19 protein-coding genes and 4 tRNA genes are annotated in these 24,238 nt (G+C 59.9%); 3 read left to right on the forward strand and 20 right to left on the reverse strand.

Annotation, left to right across the window (positions count from 1 at the left end; all coding sequences use genetic code 11):
* Positions 1–188: 188 nt before the first annotated feature.
* The 8 genes from HBN63_RS00485 to leuC form a co-directional block, all read right to left on the reverse strand.
* On the reverse strand, positions 189–809 hold the full coding sequence (locus tag HBN63_RS00485; protein WP_170047993.1) for a phosphoribosylanthranilate isomerase: 621 nt from the start codon (positions 807–809) through the stop codon (positions 189–191).
* A gap of 51 nt (positions 810–860) precedes the next feature.
* Positions 861–1,727, reverse strand: a complete 867-nt coding sequence (truA, locus tag HBN63_RS00490) for a tRNA pseudouridine(38-40) synthase TruA (RefSeq protein ID WP_170047994.1) — start codon at positions 1,725–1,727, stop codon at positions 861–863.
* 3 nt (positions 1,728–1,730) lie between these two features.
* Positions 1,731–4,550 (reverse strand): FimV family protein, encoded by a 2,820-nt coding sequence (locus HBN63_RS00495; protein ID WP_170047995.1) that lies wholly within the window; start codon positions 4,548–4,550, stop codon positions 1,731–1,733.
* 154 nt (positions 4,551–4,704) lie between these two features.
* Complete coding sequence (locus tag HBN63_RS00500) at positions 4,705–5,715, reverse strand: aspartate-semialdehyde dehydrogenase (protein WP_170047996.1); 1,011 nt, start codon at positions 5,713–5,715, stop codon at positions 4,705–4,707.
* 144 nt (positions 5,716–5,859) lie between these two features.
* Positions 5,860–6,972 (reverse strand): aspartate-semialdehyde dehydrogenase, encoded by a 1,113-nt coding sequence (asd, locus tag HBN63_RS00505; RefSeq protein ID WP_170047997.1) that lies wholly within the window; start codon positions 6,970–6,972, stop codon positions 5,860–5,862.
* A gap of 54 nt (positions 6,973–7,026) precedes the next feature.
* Complete coding sequence (gene leuB, locus HBN63_RS00510) at positions 7,027–8,109, reverse strand: 3-isopropylmalate dehydrogenase (RefSeq protein WP_170047998.1); 1,083 nt, start codon at positions 8,107–8,109, stop codon at positions 7,027–7,029.
* 51 nt (positions 8,110–8,160) lie between these two features.
* Positions 8,161–8,808 (reverse strand): 3-isopropylmalate dehydratase small subunit, encoded by a 648-nt coding sequence (gene leuD, locus HBN63_RS00515; protein WP_170047999.1) that lies wholly within the window; start codon positions 8,806–8,808, stop codon positions 8,161–8,163.
* A gap of 10 nt (positions 8,809–8,818) precedes the next feature.
* Positions 8,819–10,246: a 3-isopropylmalate dehydratase large subunit gene (gene leuC, locus HBN63_RS00520; RefSeq protein ID WP_170048000.1), complete on the reverse strand. Its 1,428-nt coding sequence runs from the start codon at positions 10,244–10,246 to the stop codon at positions 8,819–8,821.
* A 183-nt stretch (positions 10,247–10,429) separates the two neighbouring features.
* On the opposite strand from leuC, the gene HBN63_RS00525 reads away from it, so the two are divergent.
* Both HBN63_RS00525 and HBN63_RS00530 read left to right on the forward strand, forming a co-directional pair.
* Complete coding sequence (locus HBN63_RS00525) at positions 10,430–11,323, forward strand: LysR family transcriptional regulator (RefSeq protein ID WP_170048001.1); 894 nt, start codon at positions 10,430–10,432, stop codon at positions 11,321–11,323.
* Between the two features lie 103 nt (positions 11,324–11,426).
* Entirely contained in the window at positions 11,427–14,726 is a 3,300-nt protein-coding gene (locus tag HBN63_RS00530) for a bifunctional diguanylate cyclase/phosphodiesterase (RefSeq protein WP_170048002.1), read from the forward strand.
* Between the two features lie 48 nt (positions 14,727–14,774).
* Here HBN63_RS00530 and HBN63_RS00535 read toward each other — a convergent pair whose 3' ends face one another.
* The 6 genes from HBN63_RS00535 to HBN63_RS00560 all read right to left on the reverse strand — a co-directional run bounded on the left by HBN63_RS00535 (position 14,775) and on the right by HBN63_RS00560 (position 20,185).
* The gene (locus tag HBN63_RS00535) at positions 14,775–15,221 is read right to left on the reverse strand and encodes an Hsp20 family protein (RefSeq protein ID WP_090252221.1); all 447 of its coding nucleotides are present in this window, start codon (positions 15,219–15,221) and stop codon (positions 14,775–14,777) included.
* 144 nt (positions 15,222–15,365) lie between these two features.
* Positions 15,366–16,346, reverse strand: coding sequence for a tRNA-dihydrouridine synthase (locus HBN63_RS00540; RefSeq protein WP_170048003.1), 981 nt, complete (start codon positions 16,344–16,346; stop codon positions 15,366–15,368).
* Positions 16,347–16,461: 115 nt separating this feature from the next.
* Complete coding sequence (locus HBN63_RS00545; RefSeq protein WP_090252215.1) at positions 16,462–16,911, reverse strand: thioesterase family protein; 450 nt, start codon at positions 16,909–16,911, stop codon at positions 16,462–16,464.
* Complete coding sequence (locus tag HBN63_RS00550) at positions 16,908–17,558, reverse strand: bifunctional 4-hydroxy-2-oxoglutarate aldolase/2-dehydro-3-deoxy-phosphogluconate aldolase (RefSeq protein ID WP_090252212.1); 651 nt, start codon at positions 17,556–17,558, stop codon at positions 16,908–16,910. The genes HBN63_RS00545 and HBN63_RS00550 overlap by 4 nt, the downstream gene beginning before the upstream one ends.
* 35 nt (positions 17,559–17,593) lie before the next feature.
* Positions 17,594–19,402, reverse strand: coding sequence for a phosphogluconate dehydratase (gene edd / locus HBN63_RS00555; RefSeq protein WP_223181860.1), 1,809 nt, complete (start codon positions 19,400–19,402; stop codon positions 17,594–17,596).
* Positions 19,403–19,504: 102 nt separating this feature from the next.
* Positions 19,505–20,185, reverse strand: a complete 681-nt coding sequence (locus tag HBN63_RS00560) for a 6-phosphogluconolactonase (protein ID WP_170048005.1) — start codon at positions 20,183–20,185, stop codon at positions 19,505–19,507.
* Positions 20,186–20,269: 84 nt separating this feature from the next.
* Here HBN63_RS00560 and HBN63_RS00565 point away from each other — a divergent pair, with 84 nt between their 5' ends.
* Positions 20,270–22,141, forward strand: a complete 1,872-nt coding sequence (locus HBN63_RS00565; RefSeq protein ID WP_170048006.1) for a diguanylate cyclase — start codon at positions 20,270–20,272, stop codon at positions 22,139–22,141.
* On the opposite strand, the gene HBN63_RS00570 is transcribed toward HBN63_RS00565, so the two are convergent.
* The 6 genes from HBN63_RS00570 to HBN63_RS00595 all read right to left on the reverse strand — a co-directional run bounded on the left by HBN63_RS00570 (position 22,111) and on the right by HBN63_RS00595 (position 24,222).
* Positions 22,111–22,950, reverse strand: a complete 840-nt coding sequence (locus tag HBN63_RS00570) for an alpha/beta fold hydrolase (protein WP_090252202.1) — start codon at positions 22,948–22,950, stop codon at positions 22,111–22,113. The genes HBN63_RS00565 and HBN63_RS00570 overlap by 31 nt on opposite strands.
* 10 nt (positions 22,951–22,960) lie before the next feature.
* Positions 22,961–23,500 (reverse strand): TetR/AcrR family transcriptional regulator, encoded by a 540-nt coding sequence (locus HBN63_RS00575; protein WP_170048007.1) that lies wholly within the window; start codon positions 23,498–23,500, stop codon positions 22,961–22,963.
* A gap of 240 nt (positions 23,501–23,740) precedes the next feature.
* Positions 23,741–23,816 (reverse strand) — tRNA-Glu (locus HBN63_RS00580).
* A gap of 64 nt (positions 23,817–23,880) precedes the next feature.
* A tRNA-Ala gene (locus HBN63_RS00585) sits at positions 23,881–23,956 on the reverse strand.
* Positions 23,957–24,007: 51 nt separating this feature from the next.
* Positions 24,008–24,083: transfer RNA gene (locus HBN63_RS00590), tRNA-Glu, on the reverse strand.
* A gap of 63 nt (positions 24,084–24,146) precedes the next feature.
* Positions 24,147–24,222: transfer RNA gene (locus HBN63_RS00595), tRNA-Ala, on the reverse strand.
* Between the last annotated feature and the right edge of the window lie 16 nt (positions 24,223–24,238).

The raw sequence follows: 24,238 nt of genomic DNA on the forward strand, positions 1-24,238 counted from the left end.
GGACGGGCTGCGCTAAATGCGACCAGGCCTAACCGGGAAAATTCATGGGTACAGTCGTTTCAGGGGCCGGTGAAGCTATCCGCAGTACACACCCGCCACCTCAAACGCCCGCCTGCAGCGTTTATCAAACCTGCAACAGGGGTATGGACGGCCAAGCCAGCAGCGTCGTCACATCAACCCTGCGCACCTTAAGCAGTCTTTACCGACTGCATAAAAGCGCGAATCTTCTCAGCATCCTTGATGCCCTTGGTCTTTTCGACGCCGCCACTGACATCTACGGCATAAGGACGCACCTGAGCGATGGCCTGGGCAACATTCTCAGCCGTCAGGCCGCCCGCCAGAATAACCGGCTTGCTCAAGCCTTGAGGCACCAGCGACCAATCGAAGGCCTCCCCCGTTCCCCCCGGAATGCCTGGCACATAGGTATCCAGCAGGACACCACTGGCATTCTTGAACAGCGCCACCTGCGCAGCAATGTCATCGCCCGGCTTGACCCGTAACGCCTTGATATAGGGGCGATGGTAGCCATCACAGTCTTCAGGGTTCTCGTCGCCATGGAACTGCAGCAAATCCAGCGGCACTGCATCGAGAATCTCACCTAGCTCACAGCGACTGGCATCGACAAACAGGCCCACAGTGGTCACAAAAGGTGGCAAAGCAGCAATGATCGAGCGCGCTTGATGCAGCGTGACGGCGCGCGGGCTCTTGGCATAGAACACCAGGCCAATTGCATCAGCGCCCGCCTCAACAGCCGACAATGCGTCCTCTATGCGGGTAATGCCACAAATCTTGCTGCGAACGGCTGACAACAGGATGACCTCGATAAATTCAGTGGAAGCCGGATGCTAGCAAATAGCCTTTCAGGCGTCAGCCGCCACATCAGGCAAGCCGGAAAGAAAGTGCGGCCCCAAGTAGCGTTTGGGCAAGTCGAACTCCTCGGGGTAATCAACCTGCACCAAATACAAACCATAAGGGTGCGCAGTCACTCCACCGGTACGTCGCACACGGGTTTCCAGCACTTCCTGCGCCCACTCCACCGGCCGCTCGCCCGCGCCAACGGTCATCAGCACCCCGGCGATATTGCGCACCATATGATGCAGAAAGGCATTGGCGCGGATATCCAGCACGATAAACCGTCCGTGCTGCAATAACTCGAGGTGATGCACCGTTTTGATCGGCGACTTGGCCTGACATTGCCGCGCGCGGAACGCACTGAAATCATGGGTACCGATAAAACACTGTGCGGCTTGGCGCATGCGCTCGATATCCAGCGGCCGATGATTCCACGTGACCTCTTCGGCCATATGCGCCGGGCGAATCTGGTCGTTATAGATCACATAACGGTAACGCCGCGCCTGAGCGCAAAAACGCGCATCAAAGTGCGCCGGCATCGATTTCGCCCACGTCACGCTGATATCACCGGGCAGATTCATGTTCGCGCCCATGACCCAGGCATGCATGGAACGATCGACCGGCGTACTGAAATGCACCACCTGAGCACTGGCATGCACCAGTGCATCGGTACGCCCGGCACAGCTCAGGGTTACGGGAACGCCGCCAGCGACTTTCGACAGGGCTTTTTCCAGCGATTCCTGAATTGAAGGCACACCTGCACGCTGACGCTGAAAACCGCGATAGCGCGAACCTTTGTACTCGACACCCAGGGCTATCTTGAAAACGCCAACGGCAGCCGATTCGGCTGCCGTTGTAGTATGACCATCAGACATGTATCAAACCAATTTAGCGATCAGCTCACGCGCTTCACTTTGCTGACCTTCGTTACCTTCGGTGATGACTTCATCGAGGATATCGCGAGCACCTTCGGTATCACCCATGTCGATGTAGGCACGCGCCAGATCGAGCTTGGTTGCTGTCTCGTCGGTACCCGAGAGAAAGTCGAAGTCATCGTCATTATCCATACCAGATGAAGCAGTGCTTGCCGGCATACCCAGATCCGCTGGCTGATCCAAGTCATCAGACAACAGGTCCAGCTCAGCGCTAACTTCATCCAACTGAGCAGCGAAACTGTCGCTTGATGGCTGCGCAGGCACCTCATCATTCAGCGACAGATCGAAATCAGCCGATAAGTCGAAATCACCACCCGCTTGCTCACTCGGCAGATCAAAACCTGACTCAGCTGCGACCGGCGCTGCACTTAGCTCGTCATCCAGACTCAGCAGGAAGTCATCTTCGGCAGCTGCCGCAGGCTTGGCCGGAGTATCCAGATCCAAACTGAAGTCAGCCAAATCGCCGCTCAGGTCAAGACTGCTATCACTGCTTTCAGGTAGGCTCAGATCAAAACCCAGGTCATCATCCTTGCTGTCGGCTTGCTCAACCGGCGAGCTGAAGTCCAGATCGTCATCAAGTGACAAGCTATCCAGATCATCCAATGAGGCCGAGTTACCGGCAGCCTGCAGATCACGATCCAGCTCAGACTCGAGATCATCCAGGCTCAGATCGAATGCATCGTCTTGATCGCCAGCAGCGGCTTTCGGGCTAGGCTCGTCCAGAGCAAGATCATCCAGACTGAAGCTGTCTAAATTCTCTTCTGCAGCTGCAGCTGCGGCGGCGGCAAAGCCAGCACCGGCTGCAACTGCCATGGCCGGATAGCGCGCTTTGATCTGATCAAGCTCTGCAGCACTGCCACCAATCTCACGCAGCTCGCTGTCCTGACGGGCGAAACCATTACGGTCACCCATCTCGGCATAGACTTCCATCAATTTCAAACGCAGATCACTGCGCTGAGGTTCATCATTGATGGCGCTTTGTAGTAGTTCAGCAGCCTGAGGGAAGCGACCGTAGGCAATGTAGATATCAGCCTCGCCCAACGCATCGCCAGTTTGCGCAGTCACGCGTTCTTCGCTCGGCAGATCGGTTTGCTGACCATCCAGCTCATCAGCCATGCCAGCAAAGCTGTCATCCTGAAGGTCCAGACCAGCATCCAGATCGGACGGGTCGTCATCAGCTACCAAGCTTTCCTGCAGCTCGGCTTCTTTCAGTGCATTGCGGCGCGACAGCATCATCAGCGCCACCAGCAATATCAGCAGTGCACCACCACCTGCAGCGCCCAGCAAAATCGGGTTAGCCAACAAATCATCAAGGGTGCTGCTTTCAGCTTGCGGCTCAGCCACTACCGGTGCTTCAGCAACAGGTGTGACCGGAGCTGGCTCAGGAGCAGCAATCGGCGCGGGCTCTACCGCAACAGGCGCTACGGTCTCCGGCTGGGCAGCGGGCTCTTCGCTGTAGTTAAAATCCGTTTCAGGTGTAGCAGCCGGCACTACGGGAGTAGCAGCAGCTGGATCCTGTGGCGCGGCCTCTGGCGCAGGCTCAACCGGAGTAGCCGGGGCCTCAGCTACCGGTGCTACTGGGGCGGCAGGTGCAACAGCTGGGGCTTGGCCTTGCGCAGCAAGATCAGCCTGCAGTTTGGCCATTTGGTCGTCTTTCAACTGAATCAGACGCTGGAGCTTGTCGAGCTGGCTCTGCAGGTCTGTCATGCGGCCTTTCAGCTCATCATTTTCACGACGACTGGAGTCCAGGCTTTCCTGGGTCACGGCCAATTTGTCAGTTAGCGCTTTGCTGTCGGCTGCGCCCTTGTCGCTGCCAGTAGTGGCTTTACCACTGTCAGCAGCAACCAGTTTCAGGCTATCGCCAGTTTCAACCTTGGCTGGAGTCGCGGCGGCGCTGGTGCGTTTGGTGGCATCCAGCTGACGCGCGCTGGCAGCAACGCTGCGGCCTTCACGCCAGGCTGCATTCTGCTCGGCAACCTGAGCCAGGGCTTCGCCCTGGGCACGGCTCTTGACTTGTTGCTCATCGGGTAGACGCAACACCTGACCACTTTTAAGGCGGTTGATGTTGCCGCCGATAAAGGCATCCGGATTCAAGTCCTGAATCGCCAACATGGCCTGATGCACGCTGCCACCAGCACGCGCTCGCTGGGCAATTTCCCAGAGGGTGTCGTTGGCGGTGGTTTTGTATTCATTGCCTTCCAGCGGTTTGGCCGCTGGCGCAACAGGTGCTGCTGGAGCTGTTGGCGCTACAGGCTTAACGGCAGCTGAGGCCGGGCGCGGAGCAGGAGCTTGCACACGTGGCGCAGGCGCTGGTGCAGCTACAGGCATTTGCGCGGCAGCAGGAATAACACTCTGCGGGGTATACAGCGGCGGATCCAGCAACACGGTGTATTCACGCAACAAACGGCCATTCGGCCAGAGCACTTCAACCAGGAAGTTCAGGTAAGGCTCACGCATGGGTTTGCTGGAGGTCACCCGAATGACGCTTTTGCCATTGGGCTTGAGCACCGGGGTGAATTTCAGGTCAGTCAGGAAGAACTGACGATCAACGCCGGCTTTAGTGAATGCTTCCGGGGACGCTAGGGTCGGTATAACTTCGTTGGAAGCCAGGTCACGAACTTCCAGCAACTCAATCTCAGCCACTAACGGCTGATTGAGCGCCGATTGCAGGGTCACCTCACCCAGCCCCAGCGCGTGCGCCATACCGGATGACAGCGCCGAAGCAGCTGCGATTGCCAGCACCAGTTTGCGAACCCGAACCATAGCGTTATCCCTTGTTTTATCTTTTTTTCTCGACCAGCGAGAGGATGTTGATAATTGCTGCCTACTACGCCCGAAGACGCAACCCCATCCAGCAATCAACTCAGCCAGTATTGCCAAGCTCGAAAGATTCTTCAAATTTCTTGGTAAGTATCTTTTACAGATAGTGTTTTATCAACAACTCGGCCAATTGCACAGCATTTAGCGCCGCGCCTTTTCTCACGTTATCAGACGCAATCCACAAATTGAGTTCAGCAGGATCAGCCAAACCGGCGCGCACTCGGCCAACATAGACCACATCCTGGCCGACGGCGTCGCCGACCGCGGTCGGATAATCATCCATTTGCACCAATTCCAGAGCCGGCGCGGCGTCCAGAGCAGCGTATACCTGCGTAAGGTCGATGGCCGACTCGGTCTGCACTGAAACGTTCAGGCTGTCGCCAAAGAACACCGGAACCTGGATACAGGTCACCGCAACCTGCAAATCGGGCAATGCCAGCAACTCCTTGAGCTCGCCGGCAATCTGCCGCTCTAGCGCTGCGTGCCCTGCGCTATCGGTCTGTTCGACCTGCGCCAGCAGATTGAAGGCCATTTGCCGATCAAACAGCTGCGGCTCGAATGCTCGGCCATTGAGCAGCTCGGCGGTTTGCCGCGCCAACTCGGACACCCCTTCCCGCCCGCGACTGGAAACCGCCAGGCAGGCCGTCACAGTCACCCGCTGAATACGCACTTGCTCAGGCAACGCCGCTAGCACCGCGGCCAGTGCAACACCCGGGGCGCTTGGGCTGGTCAACAGATAAGGCGCCGTCAAGCTCGCTAAGACTACAGGATTGACCTCGGGAATCACTCGTGGCGCCTGGGCGGCGGGCAAACCACTGGCCAGATCAATCACTGCGCAGCCAGCCGCAGCGGCTTGCGAGGCATACTTCTGCGTCACTTTGCTGCCAGCAGCAAAGAACACCAGCCGCACGCTGGCAAAATCGAAGGTTTCCAGATCGCGTACGCGTAGGTTCTTGCCCTTGTAAGACAAGGAACGCCCGGCTGACTCACCGCTGGCTACCAAGTGCAGATTAGTCACCGGAAACTCGCGCTCTTCCAGCAGCTGCACCAAGGTTTCGCCAACACTGCCGGTGGCGCCGATTACGGCAATATCAAAAGTACGTGTCATGGCAAGGCTCGAATAAATAAACCCAGCACTGTATAGCCGCCCCCACCAAATGCAAAGGAGCGGACTGCCGGGCGCTCGATTTGACTCGAATGCCCAACAGCCCGCCCCTTTTAGTCAACCGGTTTACGTATCAGCGCAGCGTGATTAACGCTCCAGCAGGATGCGCAGCATGCGTCGCAGCGGCTCGGCCGCGCCCCACAGCAGCTGGTCACCGACGGTGAACGCGCCGAGGTACTGCGAGCCCATGTTGAGCTTGCGCAGACGGCCGACAGGTACGCTCAGTGTACCGGTCACAGCAGTCGGACCCAGCTCGCGGATGCTCGCTTCACGCTGGTTCGGTACCAATTTGACCCAGGGGTTGTGCTGGCTGATCAGGCCTTCGATGTCCGACAGCGGCACATCCTTGTTCAGCTTGATGGTCAGCGCCTGGCTGTGGCAACGCATGGCACCGATGCGCACACACAGGCCGTCGACCGGGATCGGGCTCTTGAAGCGGCCGAGGATCTTGTTGGTTTCTGCCTGACCCTTCCACTCTTCACGGCTCTGCCCGTTCGGCAGCTCCTTGTCGATGTAAGGAATAAGGCTGCCGGCCAGCGGCACACCGAAGTTGTCGACCGGGAAGGATTCGCCGCGCATGGCTTCGGCCACTTTGCGGTCGATATCCAAAATGGCGCTAGCCGGGTCGGCCAGTTCATCAGCTACCGAGGCGTTGATTGCACCCATCTGCTTGATCAGCTCACGCATGTTCTGCGCACCAGCACCGCTGGCCGCCTGATAGGTCATGGCACTCATCCACTCGACCAGGCCAGCCTCATACAGACCGCCCAGCGCCATCAGCATCAGGCTGACGGTGCAGTTGCCGCCGATGTAGTTCTTGGTGCCGGCATCCAGCTGCTGATCAATCACCTTGCGGTTAACCGGGTCGAGCACGATGACCGAGTTGTCATCCATGCGCAGCGATGAGGCGGCATCGATCCAGTAACCCTGCCAGCCGGCTTCGCGCAGCTTGGGGAAGACTTCACTGGTGTAGTCGCCACCTTGGCAGGTGAGAATCACGTCCAGGCTTTTCAGCTCGTCAATGCTGTAGGCGTCCTTCAAGGGCGCCGTTTCCTTGCCAATCGCGGGGCCTTGGCCGCCGACATTGGAGGTGGTGAAGAACACCGGCTCGATTAAGTCGAAATCCTGCTCTTCCAGCATGCGTTGCATCAGCACGGAACCGACCATGCCGCGCCAACCGATCAGACCTACACGTTTCATAACCACTACACCTATATAAGCTGACCACCGGAGACCTCCGGCGGGCCAGGAAGATTACAGACTACGCAGCGCTTCGACTACCGCATCACCCATTGCCGCCGTGCCGACCTTGGTTGTACCCGCGCTGAAGATATCGCCGGTGCGCAGGCCCTGATCGAGCACCTTGCTCACGGCCAACTCGATGGCATCAGCCGCGACCGTCTGATTGAAGCTGTAACGCAGCATCATCGACACCGACAGAATGGTCGCCAACGGGTTGGCAACTCCCTGCCCGGCGATATCCGGCGCGCTGCCGTGGCACGGTTCGTACATGCCCTTGTTGTTGGCATCCAGCGACGCCGACGGCAGCATGCCGATGGAGCCGGTGAGCATGGAGGCCTCGTCCGAAAGGATGTCGCCGAACATGTTGTCGGTGACCATCACGTCGAACTGCTTCGGTGCGCGCACCAGCTGCATGGCGGCGTTGTCCACGTACATGTGGCTGAGTTCAACGTCCGGGTAGTCCTTGGCCACTTCAATCACCACGGCACGCCAGAGTTGGCTGGAAGCCAGCACGTTGGCCTTGTCCACCGAGCAAAGCTTCTTGCCACGCACGCGGGCCATGTCGAAGCCGACGCGGGCGATACGGCGGATTTCACTCTCGCTGTACGGCAGGGTGTCGTAGGCCATGCGCTCGCCGTTTTCCAGCACTTTGCTTTCACGCGGCTGACCGAAATAGATGCCGCCGGTCAGCTCACGCACGATCAGAATGTCCAGACCCGCGACGATTTCGCGCTTGAGGCTGGAGGCATCGGCCAGCTGCGGATAGAGAATCGCCGGACGCAGGTTGCCGAACAGCCCCAGCTGCGAGCGAATTTTCAGCAGGCCACGCTCCGGGCGGATAGCCGGATCAATAGCGTCCCACTTCGGGCCACCGACAGCACCGAGCAGGATTGCGTCAGCAGCCTTGGCGCGGTCCAGCGTTTCATCGGCCAGCGGCACGCCATAACGGTCGATGGCCGCCCCACCAAGGTCATCGAAGCTCAGTTCGAAACCCAGGTTGTACTTATCGTTAGCCAGGTTCAGCACCTTGACCGCTTCGGCCATGATTTCCGGGCCAATACCGTCACCGGGGAGAATCAGAATCTGCTTGGACATACTTTTCTCAACTCATTAAATCGGCAAGTGACACATGCACTCGCCCACTGATTACTTGATAGCGCCGAACAGCCAGGGGCTGCGCTGCTGGTAAGTGCTTTCAAAGGTCTTGATCGCGTCGCTGTCCTGCAGGGTCAGGCCGATGTCGTCCAGGCCATTGAGCAGGCAATGCTTGCGGAAGGCATCAACCTCGAAGCTGTACAGCACGCCATCCGGACGGGTCACGGTTTGCGCGGCCAGGTCGACAGTCAGCTGATAGCCGACAGTGGCTTCCGCCTGCTGGAACAGCGCATCGACCTCATCTTCTTTGAGGATGATCGGCAGCAGGCCGTTCTTGAAGCTGTTGTTGAAGAAGATATCGGCAAAGCTCGGCGCGATGATCGTGCGGAAACCGTATTCCTCAAGCGCCCAAGGCGCGTGCTCACGGCTGGAGCCGCAACCGAAGTTTTCCCGCGCCAGCAGCACGCTGGCACCTTGGTAACGAGCGAAGTTCAGTACGAACTCCTGATTCACCGGGCGCTTGGAGTTGTCCTGATTCGGCTGGCCGACATCGTGGTAGCGCCATTCATCGAACAGGTTCGGGCCGAAGCCAGTACGCTTGATCGACTTCAAGAACTGCTTGGGGATGATCTGGTCAGTGTCGACGTTGGCGCGATCGAGCGGTGCAACCAGGCCGGTGTGTTGGGTAAAGGCTTTCATCGTCAGCTCCTTAGGCCTGGATCAATTCGCGCACATCGATAAAGCGACCGGTCACTGCCGCCGCCGCCGCCATCGCCGGGCTGACCAGGTGAGTACGTCCACCGGCACCCTGACGGCCTTCGAAGTTGCGGTTGGAGGTGGACGCGCAATGCTCGCCACTGCCGAGTTTGTCCGGATTCATCGCCAGGCACATGGAGCAGCCCGGCTCGCGCCATTCAAAACCGGCTTCGATAAAGATGTGGTGCAAACCTTCCTGTTCCGCCTGGGCTTTGACCAAGCCGGAACCCGGCACCACCATCGCCTGCTTGATCGTACTGGCGACCTTGCGGCCCTTGGCCACTTCAGCAGCGGCACGCAGGTCTTCGATACGCGAGTTGGTGCAGGAGCCGATAAATACGCGATCGAGCTGGATATCGGTGATCGCCTGATTGGCCTGCAAGCCCATGTATTTCAGGGCGCGGATGATCGAATCCTTCTTCACCGGGTCGCTTTCGGCAGCCGGGTCCGGCACGTTCTGGTCAACCGCCAGCACCATTTCCGGCGAAGTGCCCCAGCTGACTTGCGGTTTGATGTCTTCAGCGCGCAGCTCAACTACGGTGTCGAAATGCGCATCGGCGTCGGACACCAGATCCTTCCACTGCGCCACAGCGGCGGCCCAATCGGCGCCTTTCGGGGCAAACGGGCGACCTTCGACGTAGGCGATGGTCTTCTCGTCCACCGCCACCAGGCCCACGCGGGCACCGGCCTCGATGGACATGTTGCAGATGGTCATGCGCCCTTCCAGCGACAGATCGCGGATTGCGCTGCCAGCAAACTCCAACGCATGGCCGTTACCGCCGGCGGTGCCGATTTTGCCGATCACGGCCAGCACGATGTCTTTGGCGGTCACGCCGAACGGCAGCTTGCCTTCGACCAGCACCTGCATGTTCTTCATCTTCTTGGCCACCAGGCACTGGGTGGCGAGCACATGCTCGACCTCAGAGGTGCCGATGCCATGGGCCAGCGCACCGAAGGCGCCATGGGTGGAGGTGTGCGAGTCGCCGCAGACCACGGTCATGCCCGGCAAGGTGGCGCCCTGCTCTGGGCCAACTACGTGAACGATGCCCTGACGAATGTCGTTCATCTTGAATTCGAGGATGCCGAAGTCATCGCAGTTCTCGTCCAGGGTTTGCACCTGAATCCGCGACACTTCATCGGCGATGGCTTCCAGGCCGCCCTGACGCTCGGCCTTGGTGGTCGGCACGTTGTGGTCCGGGGTGGCGATGTTGGCGTCGATGCGCCACGGTTTACGGCTGGCCAGACGCAAGCCCTCAAAGGCCTGGGGCGAGGTCACTTCGTGGAGGATATGCCGGTCGATGTAGATCAGCGACGAACCATCGTCGCGGCGCTTCACTTCGTGCATTTCCCAGAGCTTGTCGTACAGCGTTTTGCCGGCCATCAGCGGTTCCCTCATCAGCGTCTTTCTATGCCTGGGCAAATAGCCCTTTGGCTTATGGGGTAATCCTATGGGCTTGAATTAAATTACTCAAATTCATATTTTTCATCCAAAGGATTCCTCACTGGAATACAAGTAAGCTTGAGCAGCGCCTATTGCGCCCCACCCACTGCCAGGAACAGCCGCATGGATCTCGCCACCCTCAATGCATTTATTGCCATCGCCGAGCTGGGCAGCTTCTCCGAAGCGGCGGAACGCCTGCACCTTACCCAGCCAGCGGTGAGCAAACGCATCGCCAGCCTGGAGCAGCAGCTGAGTGTGCGCCTGTTCGATCGACTGGGCCGCGAGGTCAGCCTGACCGAGGCGGGCCGCGCCTTACTGCCGCGGGCCTACCAGATACTCAATGTGCTTGATGATACGCGCCGCGCGCTGACCAACCTGAATGGCGAGATCAGCGGTCGCCTGACCCTGGCCACCAGCCACCACATTGGCCTACACCGCCTACCACCGCTGCTGCGCGCATTTACCAGGGCGCATCCGCAGGTGGCGCTGGATATCCAGTTTCTCGACTCCGAAGTGGCCTATGAAGAAGTGCTGCATGGCCGCGCCGAGCTGGCAGTAATCACCCTCGCCCCGGAAACCCGCGAGCCGGTTCATGCGGTGGCCGTATGGGACGACCCGCTGGATTTCGTCGCTGCCCCCGAGCATCCACTGGCACGTAGCAAGGCGATCAGCCTGGCCGATGTGGCGCATCACCCGGCGGTATTTCCCGGTGGCAACACCTTTACCCACCACATTGTGCGACGCCTTTTCGAGGCCCAGGGGCTGACGCCGAATATCGTCATGAGCACCAACTACCTGGAAACCATCAAGATGATGGTTTCCATCGGCCTGGCCTGGAGCGTGCTGCCGCGCACTATGCTCGATGATCAGGTCGCGCGCCTGCCATTACCGGGCATCCAGCTGACCCGTCAGCTGGGCTATATCAGCCACACTGAGCGCACCCTTTCCAACGCCGCGCGGGCCTTTATGAACCTGCTGGATGCTCAGCGTGATGGCCTTGCAATGGCCAGCGACTAGGGGCTAACGTGGGCTTATAACGATAAGAAAGGTTTCTGCATGACTCAGCCCCGTAGCTCAGCCAGCGACCAGGAAACCCACGCATACAAAGGAAGAGTTGGTCGTGGCTAAATCCAGTGATCGCCGTCCGCCACTGCCGTTTATCCCGGCATTGGATCCTGCCGAATTCGAAAACGCCTGGAACGATGCCCCGCGCCTGTTGCGCGCCCTTAACGGCGCCAAACTGGGCACTTGGTACTGGGACATCGAAAGCGGCCGCGTCAGCTGGTCACGAGGCGCCCAGGCGCTGTTCGGCCTCGACCCCAAGCAACCGCTGGAAAAACGCATCGACTATATCGAGCTGATTCCCGAGGAAGACCGCCCAGATATTCTGCGCCTGTTTGAACAACTGCTGGCCGGTAACCCCAGCAACCGTGCCTTCCGCCACCGTATTCGCTGGCCGGACGGCAGCTTGCACTGGCTGGAGATCAGCGGCAGCCTGCAACTGGACGCCGATGGCAAGCAGCGTGTCATTGGCGTCATCCGCGACATCAGCAACCAGCAAGCCCGCGAACAGGCGCTGCGCAGCAGTGAGGAAAAGTTCGCCCAGGCCTTTAATTACAGCCCGGACGCGGTGGTTATCACGGAGAAATCCAGCGGCCGCTTTATCGAAATCAACGCAGGTTTCGAACGTCAATTCGGCTGGACCAGTGAACAAACTCTGGGCCGCACCTCGCTGGAAATGGGCATCTGGGCCTGCCTCAAAGATCGCCAACGGATGATGGACGCGGTCAAAAGCAACACCCTCAACGGCTTGGAAGTACCGCTCTACCACCGCGACGGCAGTATTCGCCGGAATCTGCTGTTTGGCGGCGAAATTATCCTGGATGGCATTCCATGCCTGGTTCTGTCGCTGCGTGACATTACCCAGCAACGCCAGCAGGAGCGTGATCTTCACGACAGCCAGGAGCGCCTGAATCTGGCCCTGGATTCGGCCGACCTCGGCACTTGGGACTGGCACATCCCAAGCAACATGCTGTTTGGCTCTGCGCGCGCCTCCAAACTACACGGTTTGGAAGATGAGCCCTTCCATGACGACTTCCGCAAGTTCTTCAGCTGCGTCCCACTGGAAGACCGTCACGCCATGCGCAAGTACTTCAATAACTTGGCGCAGGGACTCACCGAGGATTACCAGGTCACCTACCGCGCGGTATACGGCAACAAGGAGGTGCATTACCTGGAAAGCACCGCCAAGCTCTACCGCGACGCCGACGGCAAGCCTGAACGCATGGCCGGCATCCTCATCGATATCAGTGAGCGTGTGCGCCGCGAACAACGCCTGGCAGCTTCTGAGGCCAAATTCGCCAACCTGTTCCAAGCCAGCCCCGACCCCGTCGCCCTGACCACCCTGCCTGACGGCGTGGCCATGGAAATCAACTCAAGCTTCAGCCAGGCCTTCGGCTGGCAGCCCGAGGAAATTATCGGCCGGCGCATGACCGAGCTGAACTTCTGGGCCAACCTCGACGTGCGAACCGCGCTCTACGACAAGCTCGAACGCGATAAGAGCCTGCATAACGAAGTGGCGGATTACCTGGATAAACAAGGGCGCGTGATCACCTGCGTGGTGTCCACCAGACCCCTACTGCTGAATAACCAACCCTGCATCCTCACCACCTTCCGTGACATCAGTGAACGGCAAAAAGCCCAAGCAGCGCTGCAAGCCAGCCAGGAGAAGTTCGCCCTGGCGTTCCACTCAAGCCCCGACGCCATCACCATTACCGAACGCGACAGCGGCCGCTATATCGAAGTCAACGAAGGTTTCGGTCGCCTAACCGGCTACAACATTGACGAGGTGATAGGGCGCAGCGCCATGGAGCTCAATGTCTGGGCAGACCTGGCTGAGCGTGACGCGATGATCCAGCGGCTGCAGCGCGACGGTCATGTCTACCACATGGAAATGCACGGCAAGCACCGCGACGGCACGATCAAGCTGGTTGAGGTATCGGTTGAACCCATCGAGCTAAACAACACGCCCTGCCTGCTGCTCACCGCCCGCGATATCAGCGAGCTCAAGGAAGCCCAGGCTCAGGTGCAGCACCTGGCTTACCACGACTCGCTGACTAACCTGCCCAACCGTGCACTGCTGCTTGATCGCCTGACCCAGCAAATCGCCCTGCTCAAACGCCACGAACTGCGTGGCGCCCTGCTATTTATTGACCTGGACCACTTCAAACACATCAACGACTCACTCGGCCATCCCGTCGGCGATGCGGTGCTCAAGCTGGTGACGGCACGTTTGGAGTCCAGCGTACGCCAGGAAGACACGGTGGCACGCCTGGGTGGCGACGAGTTTGTCGTCCTGATTTCCGGCCTGGAAGGCAAGCGTTCAAAGGTCGTGCAACAGGTCCGCACCCTGGCAGAAAAACTGCGCCACTTACTCGCCGAACCCATGCTGCTCGACGGCCACCAACTGCAAGTAACGCCCAGCATTGGCATCGCCCTGGTGCCTGACCACGGCGATACACCATCCGATGTGCTCAAGCGTGCGGATATCGCCCTGTACAGGGCCAAAGATTCGGGCCGCAACTGCATCCAACTATTTCGCAACACCATGCAGAAGGCTGCCAGCGAGCGCCTGCGCCTGGAAAACGACCTGCGTCTGGCGCTCGCCCGGGGTGAATTCGAGTTGTACTTTCAGCCTCAGGTAGATGCACGGAACAACCAGATTATCGGGGCCGAAGCCCTCTTGCGCTGGATGCACCCAACCCTCGGGCCGCAGTCGCCGGCGCTGTTTATCCATGTGCTCGAAGAAAGCGGGCTGATTCTTGAAGTCGGCGCATGGGTACTTGCCGAAGCCTGCCACGCCTGCGCCCGCCTGATTGAGCAGGGCACGGTCAACGCCGCGCAGTTCAGCCTATGCGTCAACATCAGCCCTCGACAGTTCCGTCAGCATGACTTTGTTGACCGAGTAGAAAGCAGCCTGACCAACAGCCACCTGCCGCCGCAGATGCTCAAACTGGAAATCACCGAAGGCATCGTGATCCAGAACATCGACGACACCATCGCCAAGATGAATCGCCTCAAACGCCTCGGTGTAACCTTCGCCATGGACGATTTTGGCACCGGCTACAGCTCGCTGACCTACCTCAAGCGCCTGCCGGTGGATGTGCTGAAGATTGATCAGTCGTTCGTGCGCGACGCCACCTTGGATGCCAACGATGCCGAGATTATCCGCGCAATCGTCGCCATGGCCCGCAGCCTGGGCTTGGGCATGATTGCCGAAGGGGTTGAACAGGTCGATCAGTTGGAGTTTCTCCAGCAACAGGGCTGTCACCACTATCAGGGCTACCTGTTCAGCCGGCCAGTGCCACTGCAGCAGTTCCGCCAGTTGCTGCACGACAACCGCATACCGGCGCCCCTGTAAAACAACAAGGGCACCCGCAGGTGCCCTTGTTGTTAACCGCAACGCTGCTTAGCTCTGCAGCACAGTGCGACCAGCACCAATTGGAATGCGCTTGGCTTTTGCCTCTTCCGGCACGATACGCACCAGGTCGATATTCAGCAGGCCGTTGACCAGGCTGGCAGCCTTGACCTCGATATGGTCGGCCAAGCGGAACGACAGTTTGAAGGCGCGCTGAGCGATGCCCTGGTACAGGTAGGTGACGTTCTCGGCGCTGGTATCGCGCTTGCCACCGCTAACGGTCAACACGCCGCGCTCGACCTGCAGCTCCAAATCGTCCTCTTGGAAGCCCGCAGCCGCAACCACGATGCGGTATTGATCGTCGGCATACTTCTCGACGTTATAGGGTGGATAGCTGCTACCTGCCTCGTTGCGCATGGCCGACTCGAACAGATCATTAAACCGGTCGAAGCCAACGGACTGACGGAACAGCGGTGTCATGGAAAATGCAGTGCTCATAAAAATCTCCTGAGGTTCAGCGAGTGAATAAGCGCAGGACCCGACTTCGGCATCCCACACCACTGAACATGTGGTGACTCAGAAAAATTTCAAGTGCTGCATGTTGTGCACAGCGCCACAGCGGCAGTAAGGGCTGGCAGATCGTCAGGCACTAACCTGCTCGACAGGCTCTACCTCGGCAAACTGGATACCGAGCAAGCCATCAATGCGCAGACAGTCGTTTTCGCGGCGCAGCAGGTTGAACAGCTCGGTGGCTTCGGGGTAGCTGCGGGTCAGCATGGCCAACCACTGTTTGAGCCGACCCGGTGCGTAGCGTGGTGACATTTTGCGCCGCGCCTGCAGCCAGAAATCCGCAAGCAGCGGCTGCAACTCAGCCCAACTCATGGCAACCGCGTCCTGCCCTGCCCTGGCAGCGGCAATCTGCCGGGCCAGGTCAGGACGCGCCACCAGGCCACGACCGAGCATGATGTCCTCAACCCCACTGACCTCACGGCAACGCCGCCAGTCATCCAGGGTCCAGATCTCGCCATTGGCAAATACCGGCACCTTCACTGCGTCCTGCACCCGCGCCACCCATTCCCAATGCGCCGGCGGCTTGTAGCCTTCAACCTTGGTCCGCGCGTGTACCACGATCTGCGCCGCGCCGCCCTCGGCCAGCGCCTCGGCACACTCCAGGGCATAGTCCTTGTGATCAAAACCCAGGCGCATTTTCGCCGTGACCGGAATCGCGGCTGGCACCGCACGACGCACTTCACGGACGATGGCATGCAGCAACTCGGGCTCTTTGAGCAATACCGCGCCGCCACGGGACTTATTCACCGTCTTGGCCGGGCAGCCGAAGTTGAGGTCGATCACGGGCGCGCCGAGGGTGCAGGCAAACGCCGCGTTGTCGGCCAGGCAGGCTGGATCGGAGCCGAGGAACTGCACGCGCAGCGGCGTGCCGGCGGCCGTTTGCGCGCCGCAGAACAATTCAGGCGCGAGCTTCTCATAGGTGCTGACGGGCAATACCCGCTCGGTCACCCGGATAAATTCCGTCACACACCAATCGATGCCGCCCACCTGAGTGAGCACATCGCGAAGGATTTCGTCGACCAACCCCTCCATCGGGGCCAGGGCGATTTGCATAGGCAATCTCTTGAAAATGCGGTGCTGCGCTTCGGCTAAAAGTCGCAGGTAGAAAAACGCCGCGTAGTGTACGCGGCGTGATGGTGAAACGCTCAGGCATTAGCCCAACGGCGCATCACAGTTCCATGGGAAATGGGGGTTGCAAAGCAGCGCCATAACCCTCAACAAACTCTGGCGGCATACGCTTGGGCTTACCGCTGGACAGTTCGATGCAGACAAAGGTGGTTTTCGCCCGCAGCAGGGTCATGCCATCTTCGGGGCGAATCAGCTGGAAGCGTCGGTCCATCTTCAAGCGCTGATCGGACTCGACGATCCAGGTAGCCATCTGCAGCTGCTGGTCTTCGTAGGCGCTGGCCAGGTAGTCGATCTCATGGCGCAGCACGGCCATGGCGCGGTCGAGGCGGCGATACTCAGCCAGGTCCAGCCCCAAAAACTGCGAATGGCGCCAGGCGCAGCGCTCCAACCAGCTGACGTAGACCGCATTATTGGCATGGCCAAGGCCGTCGATGTCCTCGGCCGTGACCTGAATATCAATGACAAAGGGATTGCTCAGCTCCCAGCTCATGCCGACTGCTCCAGGCTACCGGCCAGGGCGCGCGCCTCGGCGGCCAGCTGGGTGATCTGATCCCAGGCACGTGCGCGTACCAGGTTACTTGGCGCGATCCAGGTGCCGCCGACACAGGCCACGTTGGGCAAGCGCAGGAAGCCCAGCAGGTTATCCGGGGTTACCCCGCCGGTTGGGCAGAAGCGAATACCGGTAAACGGGCCCTTGAAGCTCTTGAGCATCTTGATGCTGGTGGCGCCATCGGCCGGAAACAGCTTGAGCGAGCGGTAGCCGTATTCCAGCGCCAGCAGCACCTCGGACGGCGTCATCACACCCGGCAGATACGGCAGGCCGGAATCCTCTGCCGCCGCCGCCAGACGTTCAGTGCAGCCAGGGCTGACGGCAAACTGCGCACCGGCATCGCGGGCTTCGAGAAACTGCTCGGCGTGGATCACTGTGCCGGCGCCAATCAACAGGTCCGGCAGTTCCTTGCGCATCGCCGCCAGGGCATCCAATGCCCGCGGCGTGCGCAAGGTCACTTCCAGCACGCGGATGCCACCGGCGTGCAGCGCACGGGCCAGGTCCACCGCCAGGCTGATGTCTTCAATCACCAGCACCGGTAACACCGGGCGGGCCTGCTGCAGCACCACATCCATCGTCAGGCTCATGCCTTGCTCCCCGCTCTCAAATTCAATTGTCGCGTTCAGTCTTCAAACAGGCTGCTGGCGCCCTGCTCAGCCGACCCGACCAGACGGCGCTGCGCGGCGAACATTTCCAGACCATAGCCCAATTCCAGCTCGGTACTGGCAGATGCCAATGGCCGCGCGGCCAATTGCTGCTCACTCAGTTCCACCTGCAGCAGACCATTTTGTGCATCCAGTACCAACCAATCACCGTCCTGGAGCCGCGCCAAGGGACCACCGGCTGCCGCCTCCGGAGTGACGTGCAAGGCAGTGGATACCTGCCCCGAAGCCCCAGACATGCGCCCATCGGTCACCAGGGCCACCCGCTGACCGGCTTGCTGCAAATTGGCCAACAACGGCATCAGTTTGTGCAGCTCAGGCATGCCATTGGCTTGTGGGCCTTGGAAGCGCACCACCAGCACCAGGTCACCTTGCAGCTCATCGGCGCTGTAGGCCGCCTGCACAGCTGCTTCCGAATCAAAGATGCGCGCCTGGGCGCGGATGTGCCAGAACGCCGGATCCACCGCAGAGGTTTTCAGGATGGCGCGCCCCAGGTTGCCTGCCAGCAGCACCAGCCCGCCCTCCTCGGCAAAAGGCTCAGCCACGTGCCGGACAATATCCGGCGCCGGGCTCTGTGCCGGCAGGTCACGCCAGGCCAAGCGTTCGCCCTCCAGCCAGGGCTCGCGGGTATAGGCACGTAAACCATGTCCGGCGGCGGTGGCTACATCGTCATACATCAAGCCGGCGCCAAGCAGTTCACGCAGCAGCCAGGCCGGTCCACCGGCGGCCTGAAACTGATTCACGTCCGCCGCGCCATTCGGATAAACCCGCGCCAGCAGCGGCACCACCTTGGATAACGCGGCGAAATCATCCCAGCTCAGTTCATAGCCCGCCGCTCGAGCGATGGCCGGCAGGTGCAAGGTGTGATTGGTCGAGCCGCCGCTGGCAAGCAAAGCCACCACCGCATTGATCAGCGCCCGCGCATCAATCTGCTGACCGACCGGCAGATAGCGCTCGCCCTGGCGGCTGTTGTGCGCCACCAGGCGCGCTGCCTCATCAGTCATGGCATCGCGCAGCGGTGTGTAGGGGTGAATAAAGGCGCTGCCCGGCACGTGCAGGCCCATGGCTTCCATCAGCAACTGATTGGTATTGGCCGTGCCGTAGAAGGTGCAGGTGCCGGCCTGGTGGTAAGCAGCCAACTCGGCAGCCAGCAGCTCATCACGACTGGCTTCGCCACGGGCATAACGCTGGCGGACTGCGGCTTTTTCCTTGTTCGGCAACCCAGATTGCATGGGCCCGGCCGGCACGAATACGGCCGGCAGATGACCGAAATGCAGCGCGCCAATCAGCAGGCCGGGGACGATCTTGTCGCACACCCCCAAATACAGCGCGCCATCGAAAATACCGTGGGTCAAGCCGATGCCGGCAGCCTGGGCAATCAGGTCGCGGGAAAACAGCGACAGTTGCATGCCGCCCTCGCCCTGGGTGATGCCATCGCACATGGCCGGCACCCCGGCGGCGAACTGCGAGGTCGCGCCAGCCTTGGCCAGCGCCACTTTCAGACGCTCGGGATAGTCCCTGAGCGGCGCATGGGCCGAGAGCAGATCGTTGTAGCTGGAAATGATCGCGACATGTGGCGAGCCACCCTGTTTCATGATCAGCCGCGCATCATCAGGTTGCGCCGCCAGAGCATGGGCCAGGTTGGAGCAACCCAGGGCCTGATGTGCGGTGCGCGCGGCAGCCTGGGTCAAGCGCTGTAAATAGCGCTCGCGGCGTTTGGCCGAGCGTTTTTCCAGTGCGGCGGTCACCTGCTCAACAACCGGATGCAACATGACTATTCCCTTTCTCGGTGAGGTACAGGCTTGCAGTGTAACGGCTTAGCCACTGCTCTAACGCAGCAACGCCTATATGCAGCAGACCTCAACATGCTCTCAGGGTGCCCAGTAGATATTTACCGGCAACGGACTGCGCTGCAGCCAAGCATACAGCGGTAACTCGCGAGCCGAAGGTTGATCCGCCAGCACGGCATCAATCAGCTCGCGCTTGCGCTCGCCGAACGCCAGCAAGCCCAACCACTTCCCGCGCTGCAACATCGCCAAGTTTAGTGATAACCGTTGGCGTGGCTCTTGCGGCGCCAGAGCTGGCAAGGCTGCAGGTTCAGCTTGCGGATCCAGCGCAGCAGCCAGGCCGGGCATACCGGGAAACAGCGAGGCGATATGCGCGTCTTCACCCATGCCCAGCAACACTGCACTAAACGGCGGCCACTGCGCCAACTGCTCGCCCCAGCTCAATGCCGATTGTTCAAGCGTTGCGCCTTGGCGTGGGTCAAGGCAATTAGCCTGCGGCAGCCCCTGATGCAACAGCTGCCAATTACTTTCTGCCGCCTGCGCTGGCACCCAGCGCTCATCGCTGGGACTGAGGTCAATCCGTTGGCTGTCCAACTGCCGCGCCAAGAGGGGCAATAAGGCCTGCGGGCTACTGCCGCCGGGCAGGATCAGACCGGCGCGAGGCTGTTGCCCCAGTGTGGCCCGAATCTGCGTTGTCAGATCAGCAGCCAGCGCATGCAGACAAGCGTCGCGCTGAGCATGGCAATGCAACAAATTTTGACTCATAAGCGACCTCGGAGAAGCTATCGGTATGTCATAAGGCCGCGTAATAATGCACCGTTGTAGTGTCGCCAACATCCTTGCCATGGAATGCCTCTTTTGATTGTGTTGCTGCGCGTACTCCTACTGCTGTTGCTGCCGACACTGGCGCAGGCCTCCAGCCTGCCGCTTCTAGCCAGCGATACCCCGCTGCTGCCAGGCCCGGCCATGCATGTCTGGGCTGACCCCGAAGGCCTGGCGGACATTCACAGCGTTCGCCAGCTGCCTGAATCGGCCTGGCAACCGGTAGCCCGTCGCGATGCCAGTTTCGGCTACAGCACACACGCCTACTGGTTGCGTTTCAGCCTGCACAACCCGGCTGATAACGCCATCAACTGGGTGCTATTGATCGGTAATCCGCTGCTCGACACCCTGGACGCATACGGCCTGGACGACGGCCGGGTGTACCAGGCGGGCGATCAGCGGCCGTTCCACCAACGCTGGGTCAATCACCGCCAACTGGTGTTGCCATTCAGCCTGGCTGCCGGGGAGGAACGTGAGCTGATCCTGCGCATGCAGACCGACGGCTCGGCCAACCTCAGCGCAAGCCTGATGAGCAGCCAGGCCTTCAACCAGTATGAACAACGCATGCTGCTGCTCCAGGGCCTGTTCTTTGGTGCGCTGCTGGTGATGATGATTTACAACCTGTCGATTTTTATCATCACCCGCGACCGTAACTACCTCTGGTACAGCCTGTTTGTCGCCAGCTTCAGTTTTTACCAGTTCATCCAGTTAGGCTTCGCCTTGCAATGGTTCTGGCCCGAGTCACTGACTTGGCAGCAGATGAGTTTCCCGTTCAGTTCGGCGCTGGCGACACTGTTCGGCGTACTGTTCACCCATGGCGTGCTCGACCTCAAAAATCACCATCGGGCTTACAGCTGGATTTGCCACGGCCTAATTGGCTGCAGCCTGCTGGTGATGGCACTGGCCGTGGCAGCGCCCTACCTCGTCGCGTTAATCGGCAGTTTCGTGCTGCTTCTGGTCTGTGCAATTTTCGGCTGCATCTTCACCGTGCTGCGCTGGCGCGACGGCTACCCGCCGGCCAAGCTGTTTGCCCTGGGCTGGTCAGCACTGATTATCGCCAGCCTGTTCAGCGTGCTGAGCGGCACCGGCCTGATCGCCAATTCGCTGCTAACCCTGCACGCCCAGCAGATCGGCAGCCTGCTTGAGCTGGTGATCTTTTCAATTGCCCTTGGCTTACGCATTCGGCTTGCGCAAAACGCCCAGCAAGAAGCTCAAACTCAGCTATTTGCCAACGAGCACCAGCTGCGCTTGGAGCAGGCCAAGAGCCTGGACCTGCAACAACAAATTAACGAAGGCTTGGAAGCCCGCGTGCAGGAGCGCACCGCCTCCCTGCAACAGGCCCTGCAGGAACTATCGATTGCCAACCGTCAGCTGGCCGAACTGAGTCGTCGCGACAGCCTGACCGGGCTCCTCAATCGTCAGGTGCTCAACGAAGAACTGGAGCGTCTGCTGGCACAGGCCAAACGCAGCCAGCAGCCGATTTCAATGCTGATGATGGACCTGGATCACTTCAAGAAGGTCAACGACCTGCACGGCCATCTGGTCGGCGATGCCTGCTTGCAGCACGCCGCCCTACGCATGCAGCAGCGCATGCGCAGTAATGACCTACTGGTACGTTTTGGCGGTGAGGAGTTTGCCGCCGTGCTTTGCGACACCCACCAATCTGGCGCAATGGACCTGGCCGAGCAGCTTCGCGCAGACCTGGCCAGTCACCCCTGCATGCACCAGGGTTTGAGTATCGACCTGAGCCTAAGCATCGGCGTGTACACGCTCACGCCAGGCCCCAATAGCGAACGCGAGCAGCTGTTACGGCACGCTGACCAAGCGCTCTATCAAGCCAAAGCAGCCGGGCGTAACCGGGTTATTGGCTACGAGGCGAGCGCCTTGGACGGTGCCTGAGTCAACGACGCCAACAGCGTCAGCACGGCCTGTACAACCTGCGGATCGGCCAGTACGCGCTGATGCCCACCACGCTCGAGGCGCAGCAGACGACTGTCGAACCAGCTCTGGTGAATGGCCTCCGCCTCGCTGAACGGCACCATCGGATCGTCCACCGCATGCACGACCAGTCCGGGAAAATCCAGTTGATAGTGCGCGCTATCAAGTTGTCCTGCAGGAATCCCTGCCTGCTCTTCGACCAACTGGACAAAGTGCGCGCGGGCCTGGCGCGGCAGCCCCATGTAGTGCGAGAAGCGCCGCAGCATGGTCAGAATTCGGCTGGGCGCGGCAATGCTGACGAGCGCCTCAGTACGCAAGCCCAACTGAGTGGCCAGCAAGGCGCTAGCGCCGCCCATGGAGTGACCAATCACTGCTTTGAGTGGTGGCAACTCACTGGCAGCCTCCAGCAAGGCACGGGCAAACAGCACCACATTGGCCTCGCGCCCAGGCGAACGGCCATGAGCTGGAGCATCCAGCGCCACCACGCCGTAGCCAGCATTAACCAAAGCCTTGATCAGCTCGGCAAACTGCGTCGGCCGCCCTTCCCAGCCATGCATCAACAACACGGCTGGCCCACTGCCCCAACGCAGCGCGGACAGACCGAAACGCAGGGTGATGCGCTCGGCCTGCGCCAGCAGCGGCAACTCCCAATCCCGCGGCGGCAAGGTGTGTGGCGTCATAAACTCCCGGCGCAACTTGCTGGCCAGGGCATGTGGCGCCAGCAGACCAATCGATGCGTTGAAACCACGAACCCAGCTCATGCTATTCATTGCCATATCCTCAAACGATTGCCGATTTAGCGGCACGCAAGACTCGATCAGACAACTCACCAGGGCCCAGCGCGCGTGCCAGCGCCAGCCCTCCGACCATCAAGGCAATATCGGCCAGCGCCTGCTCAGCCTCTTCAGGACGGCCCGCGAGCTGCGCTGTCATCAACTCGATATGCTCGGCCAGCACGACGCGAAAGCCTTCCGGCATACGCGCCAGCTCGCCTATTGAACTGGGCAACGGACACCCTTGCTCGCTGGCATCACGGTGCTTACGCGATAGATAAAAGGCAGCCAGCAACACTCGACGCTCACGGCCAGGCAGCACGGCATCAAACTGCATGACTCGCTCGCGGCGTTGACAGAGCATCTGCTGGAACACTTCCAACATCAGCGCGTCCTTGCTCGTGAAGTGCGCATAGAAGCCACCGACTGTCAGGCCTGCAGCGCCCATCAACTCCGCCAGACCAGGCTCAGTCGGACCGCGCTGCAACAACGCCGCACGAGCAGCTGCGAGGATGCGCTCGCGGGTTTGCGCCTTCTTATCGCTCACGCCTGCCTCCTTAACATTACGATCATAATATTAAGGTCGAAATATAATTAAGCAAGCCTCTTGGGCAGCCGCTGATCGGCTGGAGAATACTGTTCAGGAGGTAGAAAAAATTGCTTGGAGCAATGTTTAACGTCGCGTAGCAACGGCCCACAGGGTGGCCGACAGGGATGTCAGACCACAAAAACAAAAGGGCCATTCACTAATGAATGACCCTTCAAAATCCCGCAGAGCGGGCAAAAATGGCGTCCCCTAGGGGACTCGAACCCCTGTTACCGCCGTGAAAGGGCGGTGTCCTAGGCCACTAGACGAAGGGGACGAAACCTTCGAAGAACAAGGCCAGCTTTACGCTGGCCCCGTGGCAGTTGTTACTGCTACAAATTTGGTGGAGATAAACGGGATCGAACCGTTGACCTCTTGCATGCCATGCAAGCGCTCTCCCAGCTGAGCTATACCCCCAGATTTATCGCCTCTCGGCTCACAGCCCAAACCAGCACTGCTTTTTGAAACTGGCGTCCCCTAGGGGACTCGAACCCCTGTTACCGCCGTGAAAGGGCGGTGTCCTAGGCCACTAGACGAAGGGGACGTAACCCTTCTACAAACAACCAGCTACAAGAGCTGATTGTGGCAAGCCTTACGGCTTTGAATATGGTGGAGCTAAACGGGATCGAACCGTTGACCTCTTGCATGCCATGCAAGCGCTCTCCCAGCTGAGCTATAGCCCCATCTCAAGGACGGGGC

Source organism: Pseudomonas sp. WS 5011, from assembly GCF_012985775.1.
GTDB classification, from domain to species: Bacteria; Pseudomonadota; Gammaproteobacteria; order Pseudomonadales; family Pseudomonadaceae; genus Aquipseudomonas; species Aquipseudomonas peli.